Raw genomic sequence first — 25,088 nt, 5'->3', positions numbered from 1 at the left:
AGAAGCCCTCCATCGGAGGGCTTTTTTTTCGTCTTTAACGGGGGCCCACCCTACTTGCATCAGGTTGCCATTCCTTCAGCGGATTGGCCGGTAGCCGTGAATGTCGGCATCGACGAGCGAAGCGCATCCGCTCGTCGGGGGACGAATCGCGGCGGCCGGCGAGTTCGCTCGTTCAGCGCGCGCTTCGCGTGAGCGGGCGCGATCCCATCGTTGTTTTCGGGGCATGGCGTTGTGCTTGCCATGCCCGATTTCGCCGGGCGGCGGTGATCTCGCCGTCGCCCGGCATTCAGTGTGCCGTCGCGTCCGGGGGGGCGCGGTACTTTTCTTTGCTTGTAGAAAAGGTAGACAGACAATATGGCACTCTTACGAGGCACTCGTACCTTGATCGGCGCAACGCTTTGCGCGTCCGTGACGCTGATGACCGCCGCTTGCGGCGGCTCCGACGGCTCGGGCGGCGCACCCGGCGCCAGCGCCTTCAAATCGCCGCACGGCTCGGGCACATCGAGCGGTACCGGCACGTCGAGCACCACGGGCACGACCAGCACCACCAGCAGTACCACGAGCAGCACGAGTACCGGCACGCAGAGCACGATGGCGCTGCAGATCGCGGATTTCATCCTCGCTCAGCAGGACATCAACGGCGCGATTCCGGACGAGGCGGGCACGGACACCGCCAATACGGACTCCGACATGGAGTACGCGCTGATCGGCCTCGCGGCCGCATACGGCGCGACGCATGACGCGAAGTACCTGACCGGCCTCGAGAAGGGCATCGCGTGGCTCGCCGCGCGCGAGGAGATGACCGATCCGGCCTGGCGGGGCAGTTGGCGCTATGCCTACTCGATGACGCCGCCGTACGCTGCGATTGCGACGTCGCCGGGCACCGGGATCGCCGACGTGCGCGGCGTGGACGCGACGTCCGCGCTGTTCGTCTACCTGCTTTATCTCGACCGACAGTTGACGGGCAGCACGGCGCTCGTCACGCAGTACGGCGCCAATGCGCGCGCGGCGCTTGATTTCGTGCTCGCGAAGAACATCAATCCGAGCGGCTACTCGGGCAGCTCGTGGCAACTGCCCGTCGGCAGCACCACGTGGCAGTTCTGGCCGTACGAGTACGCGGCGGATCAGGGCGACGTCTATCTCGGCATGAACGCGGGCGCGCTGCTGTTTCCGGACAATCCGAACTACGCGGCAAAGGCGGCTTTCCTGAGGAACAACGTGCCGTCGCAGTTCTACATGGCGGACGCGCAGCGCTATTCGGTCGGCCGCGACACGGGCGCGCCGCTCGACGCGGATCTCGGCATCGATACGATCTTCCCGCAGGGCTACCTGCCGTGGGTGTTCGGCTCGAATTCGCAGAGCATCGGCTCGATCCAGTGGATGACCAACCAGACGGCCGCCGACGGCAGCATCCGCTCGCCGTCGACCGACCCCGCGTACGCGCTGTCCGACGTGATCCTGCTGCTCGGCGCGCCGACGCAGGGCATGCAGGCGCCGTCGACGACGCTGCCGTGGATCGTGAACAACGTGCTTGATCCGCGGACGCACGGCATCCACGACTACCCCGGCTCGCCGGATCAGGAGACGAACGTCTCCGGGTTCGCGGTCGCGGCGTTGCTCGGGATGAAGGCGTTCCCCTGATCGGCGCGTGAGTCCGGCAGGCGGCGGCGAGCGCCGGCCGGACTGCGTCCTTGCCGCCGGGCGCCCTTGACCGGGGGCCCGGCTTGTCCGCGCGGCCGGCGACGGCGGTGCGGGCGGGCCGCAGCGATTGCGCCTGCTCGTCTCGGATCGGATGCGCATCGCAAGGAACGTCCGCGCGATCCGCGTTCATGGCTTCTATATGAACGCGTCCCGTTTGCAACAGTTTTCGTGTGTTTTAACGGACAGGATGGGCTGCAGCTCTATATCCGGCCTTGTTGCAGCCGGTCCTGCCGCTGCGGGCCCCTATGAAATACGCTGACTCGCACCTCATTCTCCTGGCGAGCTTTCGGAGCTCTTCAAGCCATTCAGGTTTAGCGAGTCCCGGTCCTACCTGATTTGTCATCACACTCGATTGCTGCGCAACCTTTCGACGTTCACCCTGTGTTAAGCGTTGATCTTTCTACTCTTGCGTGAGCCACTCAAGCTGGCTTCACGCTCACGTAGTCCTTCCGGTACGGCCGGTCATGAGCGAGCACCGCCCAGATCGTCCGCGCCATCTTGTTGGCCAGCGCCACGATCACCACATTCGCTGGCCGCCGTTTCTTCATCTGCTCGACCCACGGGCCGGGCTCCTTCGCATGACTCAACACGCTTCGCGCGCCGTGAATCAGCAGTGTTCGCAGATAGGTGTCGCCGCGCCGGCTGATCCCGTGCAGGTTCACCTTGCCGCCCGAGCCGGTCTGCTTCGGTACCAGGCCGGCCCACGCCGCAAACTCGCGCCCCGAACTGAATGCCTTCGGATCGCCCATCATCGCCACCGCCGCTGTTGCCGTCAGCAGCCCCACGCCGGGAATCTCGCTGATCGCCGCAACCGCTCCATCCTCCTTCTTCCATTCACGCATCCGGCGTTCGATCTCGGCGATCTGCCCGTCCAGCCTCGCCAACCCGCTCCACTGCTCCCGCAACGTATCGATCAGCGCCGCCGGCAGGCGCTCCGCGAGCCGGTCAAGTGCCGCCGGGATGGCCTTGTCCAGTTTCGCTCGCCCCCGGCTCATCACCTCGCCGTATTCCGTCAGTAACCCGCGCAGTCCGTTGCTCTGCATCGTGCGGAACTTCACCAACTGCTCGCGCATCCGGTGCAGCGCCAGCATCGCCTGCTGCATTTCCGTCTTCATCGCCACCGGCTTGCACGGCTGCTGCACCGCCAGCCAGATCGCCCGCGCGTCCGCCGCATCATTCTTGTTGCGGATGTTGAATGCCTTCACGAACTCCGCTGGCATCAGCCTGACCTCATGACCCAGCCGCGTCAGTTCCCGCGCCCAGTGGTGTGCGCCGCCGCACGCCTCCATCCCAATCAGGCACCGCGCACGGTTCGCGAAGTGCTCCAGAAACTTCGCCCGCTTGATCGGCTTGTTGACGATCTCTCCGCTGCCCTGAGCGACGTAATGCACCTGGAACACGTTCTTGGCGATATCTACGCCCACTGCCATACTGTTCATCGTGGATCCTCCGGTTGCCGGGAAATGCGTGCATTTTCCACTTGGGCACTTCGATGCCGTTGGCCCGTGAGGATCCACCCACTTCCTCTGCTCTCACGGTTTCGGGTGGCACGCGTTCATTTCAATTCCCCGAATTTCGTTTCTTCGTCTCGTCATCCGCACGGCGACGCACGCGCGGCGACGCTGTGGCCGGATGCGCGGCCGCTGTCGCGCCTGCGATCGTCCGGCAGCGGCGGCGCGCGATCGACGGACCCGTCAAGCGCATCAAGCCGAAAAGACGACCCACCCCGCGACGCACGCGACGATCACCACGATCCACGGCGGCACGCGCCAGAACGTCAGCGCGACGAACGCGACGAGCGCCGCGACGAAGTCGCGCGGCGCGAGGATCGCGTCCGTCCACACCGGCTGATAAAGCGCGGCGAGCAAGAGGCCGACGACGGCCGCGTTGACGCCCGCGAGCGCCGCCTGCATCCGCGCGTTCGTTCGCCAGCGCTCCCAGAACGGGACCGCGCCCGCGACGAGCAGGAATGACGGCGCGAAGATCGCGGCGAGCGCGAGCGCGCCGCCGAGCCAGCCCGACGGCGCGCCTTTCATCGACGCGCCGAGAAACGCCGCGAACGTGAAGAGCGGGCCGGGCACGGCCTGCGCGGCGCCGTAGCCCGCGAGAAACGTCTGGCCGCCGACCCAGCCGGGCGCGACGACCGACGCCTGCAGCAGCGGCAGCACGACGTGTCCGCCGCCGAACACGAGCGCGCCCGCGCGGTAGAACGCGTCGACGATCGCGAGCGCGTGGCTGCCCGACGCGCGCGCGGCGAGCGGCAGGCCGGCCAGCAGCGCGGCGAACAGCACGAGGCAGCATGCGCCGGCGCGGCGGCCGAGCGAGATCGGCAGCGGATCATGCGCGCCGTCGCGCGCGGGGGCGACGTGCAGCAGCCCGATGCAGCCCGCGCTTGCGATGACGGCGAGCTGCGTCCATGTCGACGGCGCGATGAGCGCGACGCCCGTCGCGGCCGTCATGATCGTCACGCGCCGCGCGTCGGGGCACAGATTGCGCGCCATGCCCCAGACGGCCTGCGCGATGACGGCCGCCGACACGATCTTCAGCCCGTGCAGCGCGCCCGGCGCGAGCGCATGGCCCGCCGCGCCGGCGATCCCGTACGCGAACGCGGTCATCGCGAGCGCGGACGGCAGCGTGAAGCCTGCCCACGCGGCGAGCGCGCCCGCGTAGCCCGCGCGCGACAGGCCGATCGCGATGCCGACCTGGCTGCTCGCCGGGCCGGGCAGGAACTGGCAGAGGCCGACGAGGTCCGCGTAGCTGCGCTCGCTCAGCCAGCGCCGGCGGACGACGAATTCGTCGCGGAAATAGCCGAGGTGGGCGATCGGGCCGCCGAACGACGTGACGCCGAGGCGCAGGAACGCGACGAAGACCGGCCAGGCGCGGCCGATGGTGGAGCGGGAGGCGTGCATATGATGGCGGCCGCGCATGAAGGTGCGAGAGGAGCGAAGCGCGATGATAGCGGGCTCGCGTGTGCGTTGTGGGAAAATCGCCGACCGGATTGGCGGGCGCGTGGCGACGCGGCGACGGATAGGTCTGCGGCGCGCGCGCCGTTGCGTGCATCGGCGGACATGCATATTGCGCGACGAAGCGCGTTGGAGACGGCATTCGTTCTTGCCGGTGCTGGTCCCGATCTCGATCGATATCGATTCGGATTCCGAATCCGCCGTTGCCGCGGCCGCTTGCGCGATTACGATCGGCGGCGCGAAGCGCGCGACGCGTCTGTGCGGTTGGCGTCGCCGGCGGCGCTGTTTGCGTTGCCGTCCGCTCGTGCATCGCCCGCGCCGCTCGCCGCGCGCAGCGCATCCAGATCGACGATCTCGATTTCGCCGACGTGCAGCCTCACGACGCCGCGCGCCGCGAGATCCTTCAGCAACTGGTTCGCCGTTTGCCGCGACAGCGACAGCATCGCGCCGAGCCGTTCCTGCGACAGCCGGACCCGCCGATGCCGCGTGCCGATCCCGCCGTAGCCTTCCGCGATCATCAGCAGCCGTGCCGCGAGCCGCTGCGCGGCGGGCATCAGCGTCAGCGCCTCGACGTTCATGAACGACATGCGCAGCTTCTGCGCCATCAAAAGCGCAAAATATCGCCAGTAGCGCGGCGTTTCGTCGAGCAGTTGCTGCAGCGCAGCTTGTGGAATGTGCATCAGCAGCGCGTCTTCGAGCGCGATCGCGTCGTGCGTGCGCGGCAACTCGTCGAAGAGCGCGATTTCGCCGAACCACGTCGTCGGCTCGGCCACCGTGAGGAGCGCTTCCTTGCCGCTCGCGTCGACGGCGCCCACCGACAGCGCGCCGCTCAGCACCGCGTAGAGCCCGCATGGCGCGTCGCCGCGGCGGAACAGCACCTGGCCCGACGCGAGCCGGCGCGGCACCGCGGCCGCGACGAGCGCCTCGCGCAGCGCGGCGGGCAGCGCGCCGAACCACGGGTGCGTGTCGAGCTGGAGGCGATAGGGTTCGAAGAGCGGATGCATCGGCCGTCGCGGTGTCGGGTAGCTGACAGAGAAAACGTCGCGTGACGGGCATGATAGCGCTCACTCGCATCAGAAGCAGGAGGAGACACGATGAGAACCTTGGTCGATCAACTCGCGCAGTACGCGGCCTATCACCGCGACGCGCGCAACATCGCGACGCATCTCGTCGGCATTCCGATGATCGTCGTCGCGGTGACGGTGCTGCTGTCGCGGCCGGCGTTCGGCGCATGGGGCGCGCTCGCGCTCACGCCCGCGGCGCTCGTCGCGCTAGCGGCCGCGCTCTTCTACCTGCGGCTCGATCTGCGCTTCGGCGTCGCGATGGCCGCGCTGCTCGCGCTGAGTCTCTGGGCCGGCCGCGCGCTCGCCGCGCAGACGACCGCGCTCTGGCTCGGCGCGGGTCTCGGGCTCTTTTTCGCCGGCTGGGTGATCCAGTTCGTCGGCCATTACTTCGAGGGCCGCAAGCCCGCGTTCGTCGACGACCTGATCGGGCTCGTCGTCGGCCCGCTGTTCGTCGTCGCCGAAGTCGCGTTCTTCGCCGGGCTGCGCGGCGAAGTGCGCGACGAGGTCGAGCGGCGCGCCGGGCCGGTGCGCGTCGGCGCGCGCAACGCGCGCGTCTGAGCCGCGTCGATGGCGGCGATTTGCGTCTATGGCGCGGGCGCGGTCGGCTGCTATATCGGCGGCCGGCTGCTCGCGGGCGGCGCCGACGTCGCGCTGATCGGCCGCGAGCGGATCGGCCGCGAGTTGCGCGCGCATGGGCTCTCGCTGTCCGATTACCGTGGCCGCGACGCGCGCGTGCCGCCGTCCGCGATCGCGTTCTCGACGGCCGATGCGGCGGCCGCATCGGCCGAGCTCGTGCTCGTCACGGTGAAATCGGCCGCGACGCCCGCCGCCGGCGCCGCGCTCGCGCGCATCGCGCGGCCCGACGCGGTCGTCATCAGCTTTCAGAACGGCGTGCGCAACGCGCACGCGCTGCGCGCTGCGCTGCCCGACGCAACCGTACTCGCCGGCATGGTGCCGTTCAACGTGATCGCGCGCGGCGAGGGCGCGTTCCACCAGGGCACGGCGGGCGAGCTGCGGGTCGAGGCCGCGCCCGCGCTGCGGCGCTTCGCGGATGCGTTCGCGCGCGCGGGGCTGCCGCTCGTGCCGTGCGCGGACATGCGCGCGGTTCAGTGGGCGAAGCTGCTGCTCAATCTCAACAACGCGATCAACGCGCTCGCGAACCGGCCGCTGAAGGAAGAGCTCGCGGCGCGCAGCTATCGGCGCTGCTTCGCGCTGGCGCAAATCGAGGCGCTGCGCCTGCTGGCGGCGGCCGGGGTCCGCCCCGCGCGGCTCACGCCGCTGCCCGCCACATGGGTGCCGCGGGTGCTGGGCGTGCCGGACCCGCTGTTCGCGCGGCTCGGCCGGAAGATGCTCGAGATCGATCCGCTCGCGCGTTCGTCGATGTCGGACGATCTGGCGGCGGGGCGGACGACCGAGGTCGACTGGATCAACGGCGAGATCGTGCGTCTGGCCGGCCAGCTCGGACGCGCGGCGCCCGTCAACGCGCGCCTTTGCGCGCTCGTCCACGACGCGGAGCGCTCGCAGGCGCGGCCCGCGTGGGGCGGCGACGCGCTGCTCGCCGAATTGCGCGCGGCGGCGCGGGCGGGGTAGCGCCGGGAGGCGGTCGGATGCTTGGCGCGCATCGGCCGGCAGGCCCTCACGACGCGCACGCGCGGCCGTGTCGCCGTGCGGTTGTCGGCATGGGCGCGGCGGATCGCTCGTGGCCGCGGGAGACGGTCGTTCGGCGTGCGCGGTCCGCCCGGACGCGTCATTGCCGATCGTCGACGCTCGCCTGCGGATGACGTCGAACGTCGTTCGCGGATGGCAATCGATGCGGGCATCGAGCCGTCGACATCGACGCAATCGGTCGGCGCGACGGCGCGTCGGTCCTCGCCGACATCCCGGACGCGTGGCCGCCGCATCGCTTCGGCCGTCACCGCGACGCCGCGATGTCCGAAGCGTGAAGAGCCCATCCCGATTAATATGACGGCGGCGCGTGCCCGCCCCGGCGAGCCGGCGCGCGACCGCCAACCGAGGAGACGACGATGGATCGCACGACACTCGACGCATACGACCGCCACGCGGCCGATTACGCACGCGAATGGGACGAACAACCGGCGCCTGAGGACATGTATGCGCTGCTCGAACGTTACTTCGAGCCCGGGCCGACCGCGGACGTCGGCTGCGGCGCGGGGCGCGACGTCGCATGGCTCGCGAGCCGCGGCTTCGACGCTTGCGGCTACGACGGCAGCGCGTCGCTTGTCGCCGAAGCGCGGCGCAGCCATCCGGCACTGCGCTTCGAGCAGGCGCTGCTGCCGGCGCTCGCGGGCGTGCCGTCCGGCGCGTTTCGCAACGTGCTGTGCGAGACGGTGATCATGCATCTGCCGGCTTCGGACGTCGATGCGGCGGTTGCGCGGCTCGTCGAGCTGCTCGCGCCGGGCGGCACGCTGTATCTGAGCTGGCGGGTGACGACGGGCGACGCGCAGCGCGACGGGCGCGGGCGGCTCTACGAGGTGGTCGATGCCGAACGCGTGCACGCGGCACTCGGCGATGCGTGCGACGTGCTGTTCGAGCATGAGCGGACGAGCGAATCGTCCGGCAAGCGCGTGCATCGGCTCGTCGTGAGAAGGCGCGCGGCCGCGGCCGGCTAATGCGGCTAACGCGCATGACGCGCGTCAGCCGCGCGAACGCCCGGGCGACGGGCGCCCGGCGCTCGGCCGTGTCCCGCTAGTCGCGGTGCGCCGCGGCTTCCCAGTTGATGTCGACGCACAGCACCTGCATGCCTTGCGCGGCGGGCGTCGCGATCGACGCCGTCACGCACAGGTGCGCTTCGTTGATCGACAGATAGGGCGGCGTGAAATGCACGCGCCCCGGCACGCGCATCGCCTCGATGAAGTACGGCCGGCGCTCCCAGCTCGCGCCTTCCGAATGCAGCAGCGGGCTGAAGCGCTTCGCGCGCTGCGATGCATGCACGCGCGGCAGCACGTTGTCGCCGATCTGCCGGCCCGATGCGTCGAGCAGGAAGCAGCGCGCGGCCTCGGGCAGCTCGAGGAGTTCCTTCGACGCTTCGGTCAGGTCGCGGCCCTCGCGCAACAGCGCGCCCGCCCGCAGCAGCGCGGCGACATACGGCGCGAGGCGGGCTTCCTGCGCGCGCGAGCGCTCGGCGACGCGCAGCCGCAGCGCGGCCGACAGCGTATCCATGATGCCCGCCGCGACCTGCGGCTGCACCGGCTCGACGCTCGGCCCGGCGAAATACTGCCCCTGCACGAAATCGACGTCGCATTCGAGCGCGATCAGCGCTTCGCGCTCGGTCGTGATGCCGCCCATCAGCACGAGCTGCCCCGATTCGTGCAGCAGCGACACGAGGCCGGGCAGCACGCGCTCGAGATGCGAATGCTCGCTCGCCTGCGCGAGGATGCCGCGATCGAGCGTGACGATGTCCGGATGCAGGTGCCAGACGCGATCGATGTTCGAGTGCTTCGCGCCGAAGCCGCCGAGCGCGATCAGGAAGCCCGCCTTGCGCAGGCCGTCGACGATCGCCGCGAAGCGCGGCGTCTCGCCGCCCGCCTGCTCGGGCACCTCGAGCACGACGCGCTGCGGCGGCAGCCCGAGCGCCTTCAGGTTCGCGAGGAGCGCGTCGCCGTAGACCGTGTCCATCAGCGCGGCGGGATGCAGGCTCAGGAAGAGCCATTCGTCATGGCTGTCGAACGTGTGGAAGTTGCCGAGATGCAGCGATTCGGCGAGCCGCCCGAGTTCGAGCAGATCGCCGCGGCGCGCGGCCTGCGTGAACACCTCGTGCGACGGCACCTGGTTGCCGTGCGAATCATGCGCGCGCAGCGATGCGTGGTAGCCGATCGCACGGCGATGCGACACCGAGAAGACCGGCTGGAACACGCTGAATACGGTGTAGTCGCCGTACAGCACGGTGCGCCGGTTGCCGTCGTCGCCCGCGATCGGGCGCGGCGACTGGAAGCTGGGGGGATCGATGTCGATCATGCTCATGATTCGGCTGCTTGAGAACCGTCAGTTTACCTACAGAATAGGTGAGCAAGAACCATGCGCAAAAAGGCGCGCTGGCGCGCCGCCGCTTCGCGCGCAGCGCGGACATGGTGCACTCGCATGGTGCGCCGTGCGTCGCGGCGGCGCGGCGCGCGGCGTTCGGGCAGTTCGCCGGGATGCCGCGAGGCGCGTCCGGACATGCGCCGGACCGGCGCGCTGCGACAATCGGACGCTCGAAGGCGCCGCGCTCGGGTGTCGAAGCGCTCGGATGCCCGAACGGCCGGAGGCGAACAGAGCCGAGGGGCGTAGGGCCGGCCGCAGCGACGTCCGGGCAAGCGCGTGCGTTCGCGCGGGCCGGTCCGTCGCGCGCGCGCCGCAACCGCGCCGAAGCGGCCGCACACGGCCTCCTTCGACGGCGATGCGAAATCCCGCTCGCCCGCCAGCCATCTCGAGCGCGCCGTCGCGGCCATGCCGGCCGCGCGGCAGTCCCGCCCGCGTCACGCGCGCTCGGACGGATCGGTCTTGCGCCGCGCGGCGCCGCGCACGTCTGGCGACAACTGCGCGAAGATCCACGCGGACGCGGCGGTGATGAGGCCGACGCACACGAACGTCGCATGGAACGCGGGCAGCGTGTGCGTCGGCGTGACGCTTCGCATCATGCCAGTGAAGGTCGCGAGGAGCGCGCCCGCGACCGTCACGCCGAGACTCATCGACAGCATCTGCACGAGCGAGAACAGGCTGTTGCCGCCGCTCGCGCCGCCCGTGCCGAGGTCCTTCAGCGTGAGCGTGTTCATCGCGGTGAACTGCATCGAGTTGAAGCCGCCGAAGAGGGCGAGCTGCGCGATCTTGAGCCATGCCGGCATCGCGTCGCTCATCAGCGCGAAGCTCGCCATCATCAGCCCGACCATGATCGTGTTCGCGAGCAGCACTTGGCGGTAGCCGTGGCGCGTGATGAGCACCGTGATGATCCGCTTCGAGAACATCCCCGCGGCCGCGACGGGCAGCATCATCAGGCCCGCCTCGAACGCGTCGTAGCCGAGGCTCACCTGCAGCAGCAGCGGGATCAGATACGGCATCGCGCCGCTGCCGATCCGCGCGAACAGGTTGCCGAGCAGGCCGACGCTGAACGTGTGGATCCTGAAGAGCTCGAGCGAGAAGATCGGCTGCGGCGCGCGCACCGCGTACAGGCCGTACGCGACGAAGCACGCGAGGCTCAGGATCAGTAGCACGAGCACCATCGCGTGCTGCATGCCGAGATCGGCGAGGCCGTCGAGCGACAGCGAGATCGCGATCATCCCGATCGTGAGCAGCAGGTAGCCTTTCAGGTCGAAGCGGCCCGCGGCCGGGTTGCGCGCGTCGGGCATCGAATAGAACGTCGCGATGCAGCCCGCGATGCCGACGGGCACGTTGATCAGGAAGATCCAGTGCCACGATGCGATCTTCACGAGCCAGCCGCCGAGCGTCGGCCCGATCAGCGGGCCGATCAGGCCCGGAATCGCGACGAACGACAGCGCGGGCAGATAGCGCTCGGCGGGGAACGTGCGCAGCACCGCGAGCCGCCCGACGGGCAGCAGCATCGCGCCGCCGATGCCCTGGATCACACGGAACGCGACGAGGAGCGGCAGCGTGTGCGCGTTCGCGCACAGGAGCGAGCCGAGCGTGAAGACTAGGATCGCGCTGAAGAACACGCGGCGCGTGCCGAGCGTATCGGCGAGCCAGCCGGACACGGGGATCATCACGGCCATCGTCAGCGAGTACGCGATCACGACCGACTGCATCCTGAGCGGCGATTCGCCGAGGCTCGCGGCCATCGACGGCAGCGCGGTGTTGACGATCGTCGCATCGAGCGTCTGCATGAAGAAACCGGTGGCGACGAGCCACAGCATGACGGTCAGCGATTTCTCGCTCGGGGCGGCGGGCGGAGCTTGGAGCATGAAAGCGGGGCGCTGCGGGCGCGTTCGGGCGGGCAGCCGACATTGTAGGGAAAGCCGGCGATGCGTGCAGCGAGCGGCGCGCGCAGGCGTGCATGGGGCGAGGCGCGCGCATCGCGATGAATCATCGGGATATCGAAGGACTTTCACGAGCGGAGCAGGCCATGCGCGAAAACCGCACCTGCGTACCCGGCTATCCGGACCCGGCGGCCGTCTGGCGCGCTCAGGCCGCCTGGTCGACGCCGACGTAACGCGCGCGCGGCCGGATCAGCTTGCCGTCGGCGCGCTGCTCGAGCGCATGCGCGATCCAGCCGGCGACGCGCCCGGCGGCGAACAGCGCGAACGCGGCGCCCGGCGGCAGCGCGAGCGTGCGCTCGAGCGCGACGAGCGCGAAATCGATCGTCGGCTTGTCGCCGAGCGCGGCTTGCGCCGCGTCGACGAGCGACAGCGCGCCGTCGAGCGCGGCGTTCGGGTTCGCGCGGGCGGCGAGTGCGTCGACGAGCAGCGTCGCGCGCGGGTCGCCGTCCGGATACAGCGGATGGCCGAAGCCCGGCAGCCGCGTGCGCGCGTCCGGCTCGCGTTCGTACGCGGCGATCCGCGCGGCGACGTAGCGGTCGAGATCGCGCGCGTGCGCGGCGCCGTCGAGGAGCGCCGCGACGCGCCGCGTCTCGCCGCCGTGGCGCGGTCCGGACAGCGCGGCGAGGCCGCCCGCGATCGCGCCGAACAGCGGCGCGCCCGTCGACGCGATGCAGCGCACGGCGAACGTCGACGGATTGAGCTCGTGATCGGCACAGAGCACGAGCGCGATCCGCAGCAGCTCGGCGTCGCGCGGGTCCGTCAGTTGCCATGCGGCGGCGAACTGCCGATGCACGGGCTCGGCGCACGGCGCGCGCGCCGCGAGCGCGGCCGTCGCGACGCGCAGCAGCACGGCGGCTTCGTCGAGCTGGGCGTCGCGGCGTCGGACGTCGGCGTCGGCGGTGGCGTTGGCGTTGGCGGCGGGAGCAGCGGCGGGAGCCGGCATGTCGGGCGATGCGTCACGCGGCGGCGCATCGTCGGCCGACGGCGAAACGCAGGCGGCATCGGACAGCGTCGCGGGCGCGGCGACGGGCAGCAGCGCGAGCGCGCGCTCGAGCGGCGGCCGATCGCGCCACGGATCGAGCGCGCCGAGCCAGCGCGCCGTATCGAACGACGGGCCGACGCCGGGCGCCGCTTGCAAGCGCGCGGGCGGGCACTCCCACAGCAGCGCGGCGGTCTCTTCGAGCGTCGCCGCCGTCGCGAGCGCGATCGCATCGCGGCCGCGATACCGCAGCGTGCCGTTTGCGATCTGCGTGATGCGCGATTCGAGGACGGGCACGCCCCAATCGAGCGTGCGCTCCGCGACGTTCCCCGCGCGCTTCGCGTCCGCGCGGCGGCGCGCGAGCAGGCGAACCTCGTCGGCGTCGTAATAGCGGCGCCTGCTCGCGCCGTCGGCGCGCGAGCGCAGCAGGCCGCGGCTCACATACGCGTAGAGGGTCGGCACGCTGACGCCGAGCAGTTGCGCGGCTTCGTTCGCGCTCAAGCGGGACATGGCGGCGGTTCCTCGGTCGAAGGGCGGACGGACGATCGGGGCGATGCGCGCGCGACGCTCGCGCGGCGGCCGTTCGTCGAGCACGGAGGCTCGCAATCGGGATTGAATGCGTCCGCGCGCCATTCTAGACTCGTTTCAATGTTCACCACGGCGAGGCCGATGCGATGACTCCCCGGCACGCATTGACGCATCTGTGGCATCTCGCGGGCGGCGACCCGGCCGCGCTCGAACGCGTCGATCTCGACGGCGGCGATCCGTGCCTGCCGTCGGTTCATCGAATCGGCACGCTTGCTGCGGCGTCGATCGCGGCGGCGGGGCTCGCCGCCGCCGAATGCGATCGTGTGCGGACGGCTCGCGCGCAGCGGGTTCGCGTATCGGTGCGGCACGCGCTCGCGGCGTTTCGCAGCGAGCGGTATCTGCGCGTCGACGGTCGCGCGCCGCCCGAGCCGAGGCATCCCGTCACCGGCTTCTACGAGACGCGCGACGCGCGGTGGATTCAGTTGCATGCGAATTTCCCGCATCACCTGCGAGGCGCGCTCGACGTGCTCGGTTGCGGCGAAGAGCGCGCGCAGGTGGCGGCGGCGGTGCGCGGCTGGGACGGCGACGCGCTGGAAGCGGCGCTCGCCGATGCGGGCCTGTGTGCGGCACTGATTCGGTCTCCGGAAGAATGGCAGGCGCACGAGCACGCGCGCGCGCTCGCGCGCCGGCCGCTCGTCGAGATCGAGCGAACCGGCGATGCGCCGCCGCGGCCGATCGGGGCGGACGAGGGGGCGGACGAGGGCCCGCATGCGGCCGGGCAGCCGCTTTCCGGCGTGCGCGTGCTCGATCTGACGCGGATCATCGCGGGGCCGGTCGCGGCGCGCACGCTCGCCGCGCATGGTGCGCAGACGCTCGTCGTCACGAGCCCGCATCTGCCGAACATTCCCGCGTTCGCGATCGACAACGGCCGCGGCAAGCGTGCGGCGTTCGTCGATCTGCGCGACGCGCAGGGTAGCGCGACGCTCGATGCGCTTGCCTCGCAAGCCGACGTGTTCGTGCAGTCGTACCGGCCCGGCGCGCTGGACGCACGCGGCTTCGGCGCGCATGATCTCGCGCGGCGGCATCCGGGCATCGTCTGCGTATCGGTGTGCGCATACGGCTATGACGGGCCGTGGGCGTCGCGTCGCGGCTTCGACAGCCTCGTGCAGTCGGCGAGCGGCATCGCGTGGGTCGAGCGGCGGGCAGCGGGCGGGCGCGCGCCGCGGCATCTGCCGTGTCAGGCGCTCGATCACGCAACCGGCTATCTCGCCGCGTTCGGCGCGATGACGGCGCTCGCGCGTCGCGCGCGCGAAGGCGGAAGCTGGCACGTGCGCGTGTCGCTCGCGCAGACGGGGCGCTGGCTGCAATCGTTCGGCATTGTCGAAGGTGGCGAGCGCGTGCCCGACACGACGCTCGACGACGTGCGGGACTGCCTCGACGACGCGCTCGCGTCGCCGTTCGGCGCGGTGCGCGGCGTGCGGCATGCGGAGACGCTGTCGGCGACGCCGCCGCGCTTTTCGTGCGGCCCCGCGCCATTCGGCCGCGATGCGCCGCGCTGGCTGCCGTGACGCGCGCTTGCCGCCTACTTGCGCAGTTCGACGACGAAATCGTAGTAATCGTTTCGACAGTATGTGTCGGTCAGCTCGATCGCGCGCTGATCGTGCGTGAAGCCGATCCGCGTGATCAGAAGGAGCGCGTCGTGCGGCGCGATGCCCATCTGCCGCGCGATCTCGTCGGTCGCGTTGACCGCGCGGAAGTGCTGCAGCGCGCGCACGATCGGCGTGCCGCGCTGCTCGAGATAGCTGTACAGCGAATCGCCGATCGCCTGCGGATCGGGAACGATCGTTGCGGGAAACGTCGAGTTCTCGACGGCCATCACGATGCCGTCCGCGAGCCGCAGGCGCTTCAGGCGCGTGACCGACGCGGCGGGCGACAGCCCGAGCTGGATCACCTCGTCACGATTCGCGGGCTGGATGTCGCGCGACAGCCACGTCGAGCTCGGCGTGAAGCCGCGGCGCTTGAGCATCTCGCTGAAGCTCGACAGTCGCGACAGCGGATCCTCGTAGCGCGGCTGAATGAAGTTGCCCGCGCCTTGCGTGCGCCGGATGAGCCCTTGCTCGACGAGGAGCGCGATCGCCTTGCGCGCGGTGATTCGCGACACGCCGAGCGATTCCGCGAGCAGCCGTTCCGAAGGCAGCGCTTCGCCCGCGGCCCAGCGGTTGTCGTGGATCGCGTCGCCCAGCTTGCGGGCGAGTTGCAGATAGAGCGGCGTGTCGTTGTCGGGGTCGGGGCGCAGGTCGGACCAGCGGTCTTCCGTCGATGGCTTCATGGAGTGGATGTAGAAAACAGTGCGGCCATTCTAAGACATCGCGCGCCGCGGTTATAGCCGGGTTTTGCGCGCCATGCTGTCCGGCGCGCGTCGAATCGTTACACTGACGAAACACCCGCGGGCCGCACGCAGCGCGTGCCGCGCCCGCACACGTGACGAGGAGCGATATGACCAGCAGGCTCGAAACCGTCGCGCTGCCCGGCGGCGAACGCATACCGAAGCTCGGGCAGGGCACCTGGGAAATGGGCGAGTGGCCCGCGAAGCGCGCGGCCGAGATCGCCGCGCTGCGCGAGGGCGTCGATCTCGGCATGACGCTCATCGATACCGCGGAGATGTACGGCGACGGCGCGACCGAGACGCTCGTCGGCGAAGCGCTCGCCGGCGTGCGCGACCGGCTGTTCGTCGTGAGCAAGGTGCTGCCGCAGCATGCGAGCCGCGCTGGCGTCGCCGCCGCGTGCGAGGCGACGCTGAAGCGCTTGCGCACCGATCGCGTCGATCTGTATCTGCTGCACTGGCGCGGCCCGGTTCCGCTCGCGGAGACGGTCGCGGGCTTCGAGGCGCTGCGCGACGCGGGCAAGATTCGCCACTGGGGCGTCAGCAATTTCGACGTCGACGACATGGAGGAACTCGTCGCCGAAGCGGGCGGCGACGCCTGCGCGACGAACCAGATTCTCTACAATCTCGTGCGTCGCGGCCCGGAGTTCGATTTGCTGCCGTGGCTCGCGCAACGCGCGATGCCGGCGATGGCGTACAGCCCGATCGATCACATGCGGTTGCCGAAGCGCACGGCGCTCGATGAGATCGCACGCCAGCGCGGCGTGTCGCCGCCGCGCGTCGCGCTCGCATGGGTGCTCGGGCAGCCGAACGTGCTGGCTATTCCGAAGGCGGGCAGCGTCGAGCACGTGCGCGACAATCGCGCGGCGCTCGATCTCGTGCTCGACGAAGGCGAGCTCGCGCGGCTCGACGCGCAGTTCAAGCCGCCGCGCGGCAAGCGGCCGCTCGACATGCTGTAGCGCCGCGCGCGCTGCGGCAAGGCAAGGCGGCCGGTTCGGGCGAGCGGCTTGCTTGCGCGACCTGCGGGCGGCGCGTCGCGCGAATCGCAATTCGATCCGCTGCCATCGCTCGCCGCGCGCCGGATGCCGGCGATGCGCCATAGCTCTGTCGATCACACGCGCCTGCCGATGCGTTCGCCGCTCGATGAGGTTCCGCGATTGCGCGATGCGGCGTTGATGCGCGGCGCTTGGACAGAGCGTGTCGAGCTTGGCGCGGTTGTGGTGTGTTACGCGGCACGGATCGATCACGTGCACGAAAACCGCGCAGCGTTCGATCTTGTGTCGAGCGATGCGAGCGCGCGCAGCTCGACGCGTGCTTCCGTGCGCCGCGCAGCAGACGCGCTCGACATGCTGTGATTCGGCGATGCCGCTCGGCGCGCTGGGTCACCGACCGTTTCCGTGTCCGCCGCCGTTGCCATGGCCTCCGTTACCGCCGCCATTGCTGCCGCCGTTTCCGTTGCCGTGACCACCGCCATTGCCGCCACTGGTGCCGCCACCATTGCCGTTACCGTGGCCGCCGTTGCTGCCGCCATTGCCATTGCCAACACCGTTGGCGCCACCGTTGCCTCCGCCACCACTGCCGTTTCCGTTTCCGTGTCCGCCGCCGTTGCCATGGCCTCCGTTACCGTCGCCGTTGCTGCCGCCGCTTCCGTTGCCGTGACCACCGCCATTGCCGCCGCCATTACCGCCACTGGTGCCGCCACCATTTCCGCTACCGTTACCGTGGCCGCCGCTATTGCCACCGCCGTTGCCGCCACTGGTGCCGCCACTGGTGCCGCCGCCGGAATGCCCGCCACCGGAAGTACCGCCGCCGGAAGTGCCGCCGCCGGAAGTGCCGCCGCCGGAAGTGCCGCCGCCGGAAGTGCCGCCGCCGGAAGTGCCGCCGCCGGAAGTGCCGCCGCCGGAAGTGCCGCCGCCGGAAGTGCCGCCGCCGGAAGTGCCGCCGCCGGAAGTGCCGCCGCCGGAAGTACCGCCGCCGGAAGTACCGCCGCCGGAAGTGCCGCCACCGGAAGTACCGCCGCCGGAGGAAGTGCCGCCGCCGGAAGTACCGCCACCGGAAGTACCGCCACCGGAAGTACCGCCGCCGGAAGTGCCGCCGCCGGAAGTGCCGCCACCGGAAGTACCGCCGCCGGAAGTACCGCCGCCGGAAGTGCCGCCACCGGAAGTACCGCCGCCGGAAGTGCCGCCGCCCGAAGCACCGCCACCCGAAGCACCACCACCCGAAGCACCACCACCCGAAGCACCACCACCCGAAGCACCACCGCCCGAAGCACCACCGCCCGAAGCACCACCGCCCGAAGTGCCACCGCCCGAAGTGCCACCGCCCGAAGCACCGCCCCCCGAACTGCCGTGGCCCGACGTCCCGCCGCCGGAGCTCGCGCTGCCCGATGCATTGCCGGCGGAGTTGCCGTTGCCGCGACCCGTGCCGTTCGCGCCGCCAGAGGTCGAACCCGTCGTCCCGCCGGCGCCGATCCCCGCAGGCCCGACGGCGGCATTCCCGCCGTCTCCGCTGCCGCCGCTTCCATGGCCGCTGCCCGCGCTGCCGCCGCTTCCGATTCCGCTTTCTCCGTTGCCCCCCACGCCGCCGGCGAGATGGAACTCGGATCCGCACGGGAGCGGATCGGCAGAGCACGGCGACGCAACTTCCGCGAGCGGCATCGTGACGTCCGCATCGGCGGACCCGTCCGGCGTGCCGGCCGGCATCGCGTTCTGCGCGACTGGCAACGGCGCGGACGATGGCGCTTCGTCGCGCGACTGCACGGCGCTCGGCCCCGTGGGCGTGGTTTCTTGCGCGACAGCATACGAGCCGCAGCAGCACGCGAATGCGGCCGCAGCCAGCAAGGTCGCGCGATAGCATCGTCCCGCCGCGTGGAGCGGTTGTTTCATTTTGTGCATCATTGGCCTCCCAAAGCGCGCAGTTCCTATTGCCGTGCGGCTTTATGCGCGTGTTGCCCAGGGGCCAAACGATGCGTTGCCGTTTCAGTCGACGATCGTCTTCGAACTGGCGCGTGACCAGTCGGCAACGTCGATCGGTACGCGGGCCCGCCGTGCGAGCCCTTCTTTGCGATAACCGTGCCATTGGCCGCGCGCGCCCGTCGTGCAAGGCGTGAGTGCGTTGCTAGCGCAGCGCTGAAACATCGGTGAAGCGGTTTCGTTTCTGAAATGAAACGTCAGGAGGAAGGTCGGCACGTCGTCCATCGAGTCGATCAGCGTCAGCCGGCCGTGAACGGCGCGGGGAAACAGCCGGACCCTGATGCGCGGCTGCCCATGACTCGCCTGCTTGGCGAACATCGCAAGCGTGCCGATTTTGGTTTCAGTATTGAAACTCGGCCGGGCAGCCTGCCGACCGCAGACATGCGCCTGCTCGTCCTGACGAGCAGGAACGGCGGACGCAGCCGGCGTGCGACGAAGCCGTGAGGCGCGCATGCGCGCCGGCACGAGCGGCAACGCTGCGGACTCGGTGCGCCAAGCGTGCCGCCGATGTCGTGAAACGTGGCGAAACGCTCGCGCAGCGAGCACGCGGTCCGCGCGATGCCGAGCGTGACGGCGAAGCCGATCGTCATGACGCGGCGGCCGCGAACGCCTCGCCGTGGCTTCGCCGATGTCCGGGCGATGCGCACAGCAAAAAAGCCCGTCCGTTTCCGGACGGGCTCGCTTTCATCGATCGGGCGGCGCCGCGGGCCGCGCGGCATCGGATGCCGCGCCGTTCAGCCGCGCCCGACCTGCTTCGCGTTGATGACCGCTTCCGACACGTTCGACGGCGTTTCCGCGTAGTGCTTGAACTCCATCGTATAGGTCGCGCGGCCTTGCGTCGCTGAGCGCAGCGACGTCGAATAGCCGAACATCTCGGCAAGCGGCACTTCGGCGCGCACGAGCTTGCCGCCGCCGCCCGCGATGTCCTCCATCCCCTGCACGATGCCGCGCCGGCTCGACAGGTCGCCCATCACGTTGCCCATGAAGTCCTCGGGCGTCTCGACCTCGACCGCCATCATCGGCTCGAGCAGCACCGGCTTCGCGCGGCGCATCGCTTCCTTGAACGCCATCGAGCCGGCCATGCGGAACGCGTTTTCGTTCGAGTCGACGTCGTGATACGAGCCGAACGTCAGATGCACCTTCACGTCGACGACGGGGTAGCCCGCGAGCACGCCGCTCTTGAGCGTCTCCTCGATGCCCTTGTTGACCGCCGGGATGAACTCGCGCGGAATCACGCCGCCCTTGATCTCGTCGAGGAACTCGTAGCCCTTGCCGGGGTTCGGCTCGAGCTTGATCACCGCGTGGCCGTACTGGCCGCGGCCGCCCGACTGCTTGACGAACTTGCCCTCGACGTCGTCGGCCACCGTGCGCACCGTCTCGCGATACGCGACCTGCGGCTTGCCGACCGTCGCCTCGACGCCGAATTCGCGCTTCATCCGGTCGACGATGATTTCGAGGTGCAGCTCGCCCATCCCGGAGATGATCGTCTGGCCGGATTCCTCGTCGGTCTGCACGCGGAACGACGGGTCCTCCTGCGCGAGACGGTTCAGCGCGAGCCCCATCTTTTCCTGGTCGGCCTTCGTCTTCGGCTCGACCGCCTGCGAGATCACGGGCTCGGGGAATTCCATCTTCTCGAGGATGATCGGCTTCGCGGGATCGCACAGCGTGTCGCCCGTCGTCGCTTCCTTCAGACCGACCGCGGCCGCGATGTCGCCCGCGCGCACCTCCTTGATTTCCTTGCGCTCGTTCGCGTGCATCTGCAGGATCCGGCCGAGCCGCTCCTTCTTGTCCTTCGTCGCGTTGAGCAGCGTATCGCCCGATTCGACGACGCCCGAGTACACGCGGAAGAAGATCAACTGGCCGACGAACGGGTCGGTCATGATCTTGAACGCGAGCGCGGAGAACGGCTCGTCGTCGCTCGGATGACGTTCCGCCTGCTGGTCGTCGAGCGTGTGGCCGAGGATCGCGGGCACATCGGCGGGCGACGGCAGATAGTCGATCACCGCGTCGAGCATCGCCTGCACGCCCTTGTTCTTGAACGCGCTGCCGCAGAGCATCGGCACGATCTCGTTGGCGATCGTGCGCTTGCGCAGCGCGGCCTTGATCTCGTCCTCGGTGAGCGAGTTGTGATCGGTCAGGTACTTCTCGAGCAGTTCCTCGCTGGCTTCGGCGGCGGCCTCGACCATCTTCTCGCGCCACTCGTGCGCGATGTCGACGAGGTTCGCCGGGATGTCCTCGTACGTGAACTTCACGCCCTGGCTCTCGTCGTCCCAGACGATGGCCTTCATCTTCACGAGGTCGACGACGCCCTGGAAGTGCTCTTCCGCGCCGACCGGGATCTGGATCGGCACGGCAACCCCCTTCAGGCGCTCGCCGATCTGCCGCTGCACGCGGAAGAAATCGGCGCCGACGCGGTCCATCTTGTTGACGAACGCGATGCGCGGCACCTTGTACTTGTTCGCCTGGCGCCACACCGTTTCGGACTGCGGCTGCACGCCGCCCACCGAGTCGTAGACCATGCACGCGCCGTCGAGCACGCGCATCGAGCGTTCTACTTCAATCGTGAAGTCGACGTGGCCAGGGGTATCGATGATGTTGATCCGATGCTCCGGATAATTGCCGGCCATGCCTTTCCAGAACGCGGTCGTCGCCGCGGACGTGATCGTGATGCCGCGCTCCTGCTCCTGTTCCATCCAGTCCATCGTGGCCGCGCCGTCGTGAACCTCGCCGATCTTGTGGCTCACGCCGGTATAAAAGAGGATGCGCTCGGTCGTCGTGGTCTTGCCGGCGTCGATGTGAGCGCTGATCCCGATATTGCGATAGCGCTCGATGGGGGTTTTGCGGGGCACGTGAACCTCCTGATGGTTCTGGACGAAAACGGCCCGGCCGGTGCGGCCGGCGCCGTCGCTCTTTCGAGACTTAAAGGATAGCGCTTGCTCGAGGCTTTTGCAGATGCGGGCGATGGATCGGCAATCAAGTCCTGCACCGTGGCGGGCGTGTTCGGCTCGTTCCGTCGCGCCGGCCGCGCACGAAAACGGCGCGCAAAAAAAGCCGGCGCGCGGCCGGCTTGTCGGACGGAGGCGAGCGGGGCGGGCAGCGTGCATCGATCGCCCGCGCGGTGCGTCACTGCGGCTTCGGCAGCCCGTCGATCCTCATTCCGGGCTTGACGCCCTTCGCGGCGAACCAGCCTTTGCTCATCTCGAGCGCATAGACGCCGTTGTTGCGCGGACAGTGATTGTCGGTCGTCTCGGCCTTCATCTCGTCGATGTCGGTGATCGTGCCGTCCGCGCGGATGAACGCGATCGACAGCGGGATCAGCGTGTTCTTCATCCAGAAGCAATGGACGGCGTTCTCGTTGAACACGAACAGCATCCCTTCGTTCGGCGCGAGCTGCGAACGGTACATGAGACCCTGCTCGCGATCGGCGTCGTTCGCCGCGACGGCCGCATCGATCACGTACATGCCGGCGCGCAGCTTCACGCGCGGGAATTCGCCCGGCTGCTTCGCGCCGGGCGGCAACTGCGCGGTTTGCGCGGACGCGGCATGCATGCCGCCCGCGGCGAGCGCGAGCGCGACCGGAAGGACGGCGGCTCGCACGAGTCGGGCGAGTGAAGGGCGCGGGGAAAATCGCACGGCTAGGGCTCCTATCGGGAATTCGAGACCCGCATGGTACGCGAAGCGCGGCGTCGCGCGCACATCGGGCGCGGCGCGAGGCGGGCAAACGGCGACGCAAAGAAAAAGGCAGATCGCCTCGCGGTGATCTGCCTTGTAACGCCGTAAGAACGGCAACAGCTTGTTCTTGACTGCGTTTTACAAATTGCTTACTTAGTTCGAAGCGGCAGCCGGGGCTTCAGCGGCGCTGGCTTCCTTCGCCTTCTTCGCATGCTTCTTGGCGTGGTGCTTCTTGTGGGCCTTCTTAGCCGGTGCCGAAGCAGCTTCAGCCTTCTCAGCCGGAGCCGAAGCAGCGGCCGGAGCCGAAGCTTGCGCGAAAGCAGCCGTTGCGAAGAGACCAGCGACCAGAGCGGCGATCAGTTTGTTCATGTTGTGTTCCTCAGCTTTAGTTAATTAACCAAATGACCCGGCATAGGAGTCATGTCGTCTAACGTGCCATCCACCTTTCGGTTGACAGACGCATCGAGAAAAATCTCTTCGCGCTGCGGGCGGCCGGTTCGCGGGGTGTCGCTCGAGCGACGGGAGCGCGGTTCGGACGCCAATGCCGGATAGCTGGGAGTGGCATCTGCGTGGTTTAACGCGTCGGGTTCGCAGTCGGTTGACGTGTGATGAAACGCGCCACTGGATTGTCATCCGGGCCGCTTTGCGCGCTCCCACGGCGCGCGCGGCGGCAACTCGCGGGTCTCGCCGGGCGACAGGCCGAGCGCGAACACGTCGAGCGCGCCGATGCCGACGCGGATGAGACGCAGCGTCGGGAAACCGACGGCCGCGGTCATTCGCCGCACCTGGCGGTTCTTGCCCTCGGCGATCTCGAGCTCGATCCAGGTCGTCGGGATCGCCGCGCGGTAGCGGACCGGCGGGTTGCGCGGCCAGAGCGTCTCGGGCGGCGTGACGAAGCGCGCGCGGCACGGGCGGCTCACGTAGTCGCCGAGATCGACGCCGCGCTCGAGCGCCGCGAGCGCGGCCGCGTCCGGCGCGCCCTCGACCTGCGCCCAGTAGCGTTTGACGAGCTTGTGGCGCGGCTCGGCGATCTTCGCCTGCAGCGCGCCGTCGTCGGTGAGCAGAAGCAGCCCCTCGCTGTCGGCGTCGAGGCGGCCCGCCGGGTAGACATCGGGCGTCTTCACCCAGTCGCCGAGCGACGCGCGGGTTTCGTGCGGGGAGAACTGGCAGATCGTGCCGAACGGCTTGTTGAGGGCGATGAGGCGCATGAGGCAAGGCTCGCGAGGGGACGGGCGGCGCGACGCGGGCCGCGTTCTATGGCAAATGGCGGAATCTTAATGCATAATACGGAACGGCAAGTCTTTTGTCTTATATAAGACTTGCGCGAGTCCCGCGCACCGGATTCGCGCCGCCTTGCGCCGCGAGAGCGCTAGAATAGCGGCTCGCCGTCGCGGACGCAGGGCCGGCGCCGCGCGCGCCCGGCCGCGCACAACCAGATACCCACCAGCCCAGCCATATCACTGGAGTCGATCATGCCGTATCAGCACATCAAGGTCCCGGAAGGCGGTGACAAGATCACCGTCAACAAGGATTTCTCGCTCAACGTTTCCGATCAGCCGATCATCCCTTACATCGAGGGCGACGGCACGGGCTTCGACATCACGCCGGTGATGATCAAGGTCGTCGACGCGGCGGTCGAGAAGGCGTATGGCGGCAAGAAGAAGATCCACTGGATGGAGATCTACGCCGGCGAGAAGGCGACGAAGATCTACGGCCCGGACGTGTGGCTGCCGGAAGAGACGCTGCAGGTGCTGAAGGAATACGTCGTGTCGATCAAGGGGCCGCTCACGACCCCGGTCGGCGGCGGCATCCGCTCGCTGAACGTCGCGCTGCGCCAGGATCTCGACCTGTACGTCTGCCTGCGCCCGGTCCAGTACTTCAAGGGCGTGCCGTCGCCGGTGCGCGCGCCGGAAAAGACCGACATGGTGATCTTCCGCGAGAACTCGGAAGACATCTACGCCGGCATCGAATGGGCTGCCGAATCCGAGCAGGCGAAGAAGCTCATCAAGTTCCTGCAGGACGAGATGGGCGTGAAGAAGATCCGCTTCCCGGAAACGTCGGGCATCGGCATCAAGCCCGTGTCGACGGAAGGCACCGAGCGTCTCGTGCGCAAGGCGATCCAGTACGCGATCGACAACAACCGCAAGTCGGTCACGCTCGTGCACAAGGGCAACATCATGAAGTTCACGGAAGGCCTGTTCCGTGACGCCGGCTACGCGCTCGCGCAGAAGGAATTCGGCGCCGAGCTGATCGACGGCGGCCCGTGGATGCGCGTCAAGAACCCGAAGACGGGCGGCGAGATCGTGATCAAGGATTCGATCGCCGACGCGTTCCTGCAGCAGATCCTGCTGCGTCCGGCCGAGTACGACGTGATCGCGACGCTGAACCTGAACGGCGACTACATCTCGGATGCGCTCGCCGCGCAAGTCGGCGGCATCGGCATCGCGCCGGGCGCGAACCTGTCGGATTCGGTCGCGATGTTCGAAGCCACGCACGGCACGGCGCCGAAGTACGCGGGCAAGGATTACGTGAACCCGGGTTCGGAAATCCTGTCGGCCGAAATGATGCTGCGCCACCTCGGCTGGACCGAAGCGGCCGACGTCATCATTGCCGCGATGGAAAAGTCGATCCAGCAGAAGCGCGTCACGTACGACTTCGCGCGCCTGATGGAAGGCGCGACGCAAGTGTCGTGCTCGGGTTTCGGTCAGGTGCTGATCGAAAACATGCAGTAAGCGCGTCGGTGTAGCCGATGTCGAGCGACACCCCGGCGGGCCGCGTGCCCGCCGGGGTGTTTCGTTTTGGTGCGGCGCGTGCGCGTTGTCAGCAAAGCGGCGCGCAG

22 protein-coding genes are annotated in these 25,088 nt (G+C 69.1%); 8 read left to right on the top strand and 14 right to left on the bottom strand.

From position 1 onward, the window contains the following. Positions 1-59 precede the first annotated feature (59 nt). Complete coding sequence (locus AQ610_RS38390; RefSeq protein ID WP_374189310.1) at positions 60-617, bottom strand: hypothetical protein; 558 nt, start codon at positions 615-617, stop codon at positions 60-62. Here AQ610_RS38390 and AQ610_RS14725 point away from each other — a divergent pair. Further along, complete coding sequence (locus AQ610_RS14725) at positions 592-1,641, top strand: hypothetical protein (RefSeq protein ID WP_006024787.1); 1,050 nt, start codon at positions 592-594, stop codon at positions 1,639-1,641. The genes AQ610_RS38390 and AQ610_RS14725 overlap by 26 nt on opposite strands. 479 nt (positions 1,642-2,120) lie before the next feature. Here the strand turns inward: AQ610_RS14725 and AQ610_RS14720 are convergent, their stop codons facing one another. The 3 genes from AQ610_RS14720 to AQ610_RS14710 all read right to left on the bottom strand — a co-directional run bounded on the left by AQ610_RS14720 (position 2,121) and on the right by AQ610_RS14710 (position 5,668). After that, positions 2,121-3,140, bottom strand: a complete 1,020-nt coding sequence (locus tag AQ610_RS14720; RefSeq protein WP_045554718.1) for an IS110 family RNA-guided transposase — start codon at positions 3,138-3,140, stop codon at positions 2,121-2,123. A 264-nt stretch (positions 3,141-3,404) separates the two neighbouring features. Further along, positions 3,405-4,610 (bottom strand): chromate efflux transporter, encoded by a 1,206-nt coding sequence (chrA, locus tag AQ610_RS14715; protein WP_043282168.1) that lies wholly within the window; start codon positions 4,608-4,610, stop codon positions 3,405-3,407. Between the two features lie 278 nt (positions 4,611-4,888). Beyond that, on the bottom strand, positions 4,889-5,668 hold the full coding sequence (locus AQ610_RS14710; protein ID WP_006024789.1) for a Crp/Fnr family transcriptional regulator: 780 nt from the start codon (positions 5,666-5,668) through the stop codon (positions 4,889-4,891). A 90-nt stretch (positions 5,669-5,758) separates the two neighbouring features. On the opposite strand from AQ610_RS14710, the gene AQ610_RS14705 reads away from it, so the two are divergent. The 3 genes from AQ610_RS14705 (at position 5,759) to AQ610_RS14695 (ending at position 8,358) form a co-directional block, all read left to right on the top strand. Continuing rightward, positions 5,759-6,286, top strand: a complete 528-nt coding sequence (locus AQ610_RS14705) for an Mpo1 family 2-hydroxy fatty acid dioxygenase (RefSeq protein WP_043282048.1) — start codon at positions 5,759-5,761, stop codon at positions 6,284-6,286. Positions 6,287-6,295: 9 nt separating this feature from the next. Beyond that, entirely contained in the window at positions 6,296-7,318 is a 1,023-nt protein-coding gene (locus tag AQ610_RS14700; RefSeq protein WP_006024791.1) for a 2-dehydropantoate 2-reductase, read from the top strand. A 434-nt stretch (positions 7,319-7,752) separates the two neighbouring features. Next, positions 7,753-8,358 (top strand): class I SAM-dependent methyltransferase, encoded by a 606-nt coding sequence (locus AQ610_RS14695; protein WP_006024792.1) that lies wholly within the window; start codon positions 7,753-7,755, stop codon positions 8,356-8,358. A gap of 76 nt (positions 8,359-8,434) precedes the next feature. Here AQ610_RS14695 and AQ610_RS14690 read toward each other — a convergent pair whose 3' ends face one another. The 3 genes from AQ610_RS14690 to AQ610_RS14680 form a co-directional block, all read right to left on the bottom strand. Further along, positions 8,435-9,709, bottom strand: coding sequence for an EAL domain-containing protein (locus AQ610_RS14690; protein WP_006024793.1), 1,275 nt, complete (start codon positions 9,707-9,709; stop codon positions 8,435-8,437). A gap of 494 nt (positions 9,710-10,203) precedes the next feature. Next, positions 10,204-11,640, bottom strand: a complete 1,437-nt coding sequence (mdtD, locus tag AQ610_RS14685) for a multidrug transporter subunit MdtD (RefSeq protein ID WP_009911484.1) — start codon at positions 11,638-11,640, stop codon at positions 10,204-10,206. Between the two features lie 220 nt (positions 11,641-11,860). Continuing rightward, positions 11,861-13,204 (bottom strand): citrate/2-methylcitrate synthase, encoded by a 1,344-nt coding sequence (locus AQ610_RS14680; RefSeq protein ID WP_043282170.1) that lies wholly within the window; start codon positions 13,202-13,204, stop codon positions 11,861-11,863. Positions 13,205-13,368: 164 nt separating this feature from the next. Here AQ610_RS14680 and AQ610_RS14675 point away from each other — a divergent pair, with 164 nt between their 5' ends. Then, positions 13,369-14,790 (top strand): CoA transferase, encoded by a 1,422-nt coding sequence (locus tag AQ610_RS14675; protein ID WP_006024797.1) that lies wholly within the window; start codon positions 13,369-13,371, stop codon positions 14,788-14,790. Between the two features lie 14 nt (positions 14,791-14,804). On the opposite strand, the gene AQ610_RS14670 is transcribed toward AQ610_RS14675, so the two are convergent. After that, entirely contained in the window at positions 14,805-15,551 is a 747-nt protein-coding gene (locus tag AQ610_RS14670) for a GntR family transcriptional regulator (protein ID WP_004185897.1), read from the bottom strand. Between the two features lie 167 nt (positions 15,552-15,718). Here AQ610_RS14670 and AQ610_RS14665 point away from each other — a divergent pair, with 167 nt between their 5' ends. Together AQ610_RS14665 and AQ610_RS14660 are read left to right on the top strand one after the other, a co-directional pair. Next, positions 15,719-16,564 (top strand): aldo/keto reductase, encoded by an 846-nt coding sequence (locus AQ610_RS14665; protein WP_006024798.1) that lies wholly within the window; start codon positions 15,719-15,721, stop codon positions 16,562-16,564. 168 nt (positions 16,565-16,732) lie between these two features. Then, entirely contained in the window at positions 16,733-16,960 is a 228-nt protein-coding gene (locus AQ610_RS14660) for a hypothetical protein (RefSeq protein WP_156521402.1), read from the top strand. Between the two features lie 27 nt (positions 16,961-16,987). Here the strand turns inward: AQ610_RS14660 and AQ610_RS31860 are convergent, their stop codons facing one another. From AQ610_RS31860 to AQ610_RS14635, 6 genes are all read right to left on the bottom strand, one after another. Next, positions 16,988-18,499: a hypothetical protein gene (locus AQ610_RS31860; RefSeq protein ID WP_063893528.1), complete on the bottom strand. Its 1,512-nt coding sequence runs from the start codon at positions 18,497-18,499 to the stop codon at positions 16,988-16,990. A gap of 84 nt (positions 18,500-18,583) precedes the next feature. After that, entirely contained in the window at positions 18,584-19,051 is a 468-nt protein-coding gene (locus tag AQ610_RS14650; protein ID WP_156436727.1) for a hypothetical protein, read from the bottom strand. 260 nt (positions 19,052-19,311) lie between these two features. Then, complete coding sequence (gene fusA / locus AQ610_RS14645) at positions 19,312-21,426, bottom strand: elongation factor G (protein WP_006024803.1); 2,115 nt, start codon at positions 21,424-21,426, stop codon at positions 19,312-19,314. Between the two features lie 274 nt (positions 21,427-21,700). Next, entirely contained in the window at positions 21,701-22,210 is a 510-nt protein-coding gene (locus tag AQ610_RS14640) for a DUF192 domain-containing protein (RefSeq protein WP_043282056.1), read from the bottom strand. 192 nt (positions 22,211-22,402) lie between these two features. Continuing rightward, the gene (locus AQ610_RS33680; protein WP_080594897.1) at positions 22,403-22,618 is read right to left on the bottom strand and encodes a hypothetical protein; all 216 of its coding nucleotides are present in this window, start codon (positions 22,616-22,618) and stop codon (positions 22,403-22,405) included. A gap of 260 nt (positions 22,619-22,878) precedes the next feature. Beyond that, positions 22,879-23,457 (bottom strand): pseudouridine synthase, encoded by a 579-nt coding sequence (locus tag AQ610_RS14635; protein WP_006024805.1) that lies wholly within the window; start codon positions 23,455-23,457, stop codon positions 22,879-22,881. Between the two features lie 264 nt (positions 23,458-23,721). Between AQ610_RS14635 and icd the strand changes: the two genes are divergently transcribed. Continuing rightward, positions 23,722-24,981: an NADP-dependent isocitrate dehydrogenase gene (gene icd / locus AQ610_RS14630; protein ID WP_006024806.1), complete on the top strand. Its 1,260-nt coding sequence runs from the start codon at positions 23,722-23,724 to the stop codon at positions 24,979-24,981. The last annotated feature ends 107 nt before the right edge of the window (positions 24,982-25,088 follow it).

Origin of the sequence: Burkholderia humptydooensis, from assembly GCF_001513745.1 — a bacterium.
In the GTDB taxonomy this organism is placed as follows: domain Bacteria; phylum Pseudomonadota; class Gammaproteobacteria; order Burkholderiales; family Burkholderiaceae; genus Burkholderia; species Burkholderia humptydooensis.
This window is presented reverse-complemented; position numbering and strand designations above follow the sequence as displayed.

Bases quoted from the DNA above. Each gene is read 5' to 3' on its own strand.
- chrA (WP_043282168.1), bottom strand. From the start codon at position 4,610: ATGCACGCCTCCCGCTCCACCATCGGCCGCGCCTGGCCGGTCTTCGTC.
- AQ610_RS38390 (WP_374189310.1), bottom strand. From the start codon at position 617: ATGAAATCCGCGATCTGCAGCGCCATCGTGCTCTGCGTGCCGGTACTC.
- AQ610_RS14705 (WP_043282048.1), top strand. From the start codon at position 5,759: ATGAGAACCTTGGTCGATCAACTCGCGCAGTACGCGGCCTATCACCGC.
- AQ610_RS14695 (WP_006024792.1), top strand. From the start codon at position 7,753: ATGGATCGCACGACACTCGACGCATACGACCGCCACGCGGCCGATTAC.
- AQ610_RS14710 (WP_006024789.1), bottom strand. From the start codon at position 5,668: ATGCATCCGCTCTTCGAACCCTATCGCCTCCAGCTCGACACGCACCCG.
- AQ610_RS14680 (WP_043282170.1), bottom strand. From the start codon at position 13,204: ATGTCCCGCTTGAGCGCGAACGAAGCCGCGCAACTGCTCGGCGTCAGC.
- AQ610_RS14700 (WP_006024791.1), top strand. From the start codon at position 6,296: ATGGCGGCGATTTGCGTCTATGGCGCGGGCGCGGTCGGCTGCTATATC.
- AQ610_RS14725 (WP_006024787.1), top strand. From the start codon at position 592: ATGGCGCTGCAGATCGCGGATTTCATCCTCGCTCAGCAGGACATCAAC.
- AQ610_RS33680 (WP_080594897.1), bottom strand. From the start codon at position 22,618: ATGAACAAACTGATCGCCGCTCTGGTCGCTGGTCTCTTCGCAACGGCT.
- AQ610_RS14690 (WP_006024793.1), bottom strand. From the start codon at position 9,709: ATGAGCATGATCGACATCGATCCCCCCAGCTTCCAGTCGCCGCGCCCG.
- AQ610_RS14670 (WP_004185897.1), bottom strand. From the start codon at position 15,551: ATGAAGCCATCGACGGAAGACCGCTGGTCCGACCTGCGCCCCGACCCC.
- AQ610_RS14665 (WP_006024798.1), top strand. From the start codon at position 15,719: ATGACCAGCAGGCTCGAAACCGTCGCGCTGCCCGGCGGCGAACGCATA.
- AQ610_RS14675 (WP_006024797.1), top strand. From the start codon at position 13,369: ATGACTCCCCGGCACGCATTGACGCATCTGTGGCATCTCGCGGGCGGC.
- icd (WP_006024806.1), top strand. From the start codon at position 23,722: ATGCCGTATCAGCACATCAAGGTCCCGGAAGGCGGTGACAAGATCACC.
- AQ610_RS14660 (WP_156521402.1), top strand. From the start codon at position 16,733: ATGCGTTCGCCGCTCGATGAGGTTCCGCGATTGCGCGATGCGGCGTTG.
- mdtD (WP_009911484.1), bottom strand. From the start codon at position 11,640: ATGCTCCAAGCTCCGCCCGCCGCCCCGAGCGAGAAATCGCTGACCGTC.
- AQ610_RS31860 (WP_063893528.1), bottom strand. From the start codon at position 18,499: ATGCACAAAATGAAACAACCGCTCCACGCGGCGGGACGATGCTATCGC.
- AQ610_RS14720 (WP_045554718.1), bottom strand. From the start codon at position 3,140: ATGAACAGTATGGCAGTGGGCGTAGATATCGCCAAGAACGTGTTCCAG.
- AQ610_RS14635 (WP_006024805.1), bottom strand. From the start codon at position 23,457: ATGCGCCTCATCGCCCTCAACAAGCCGTTCGGCACGATCTGCCAGTTC.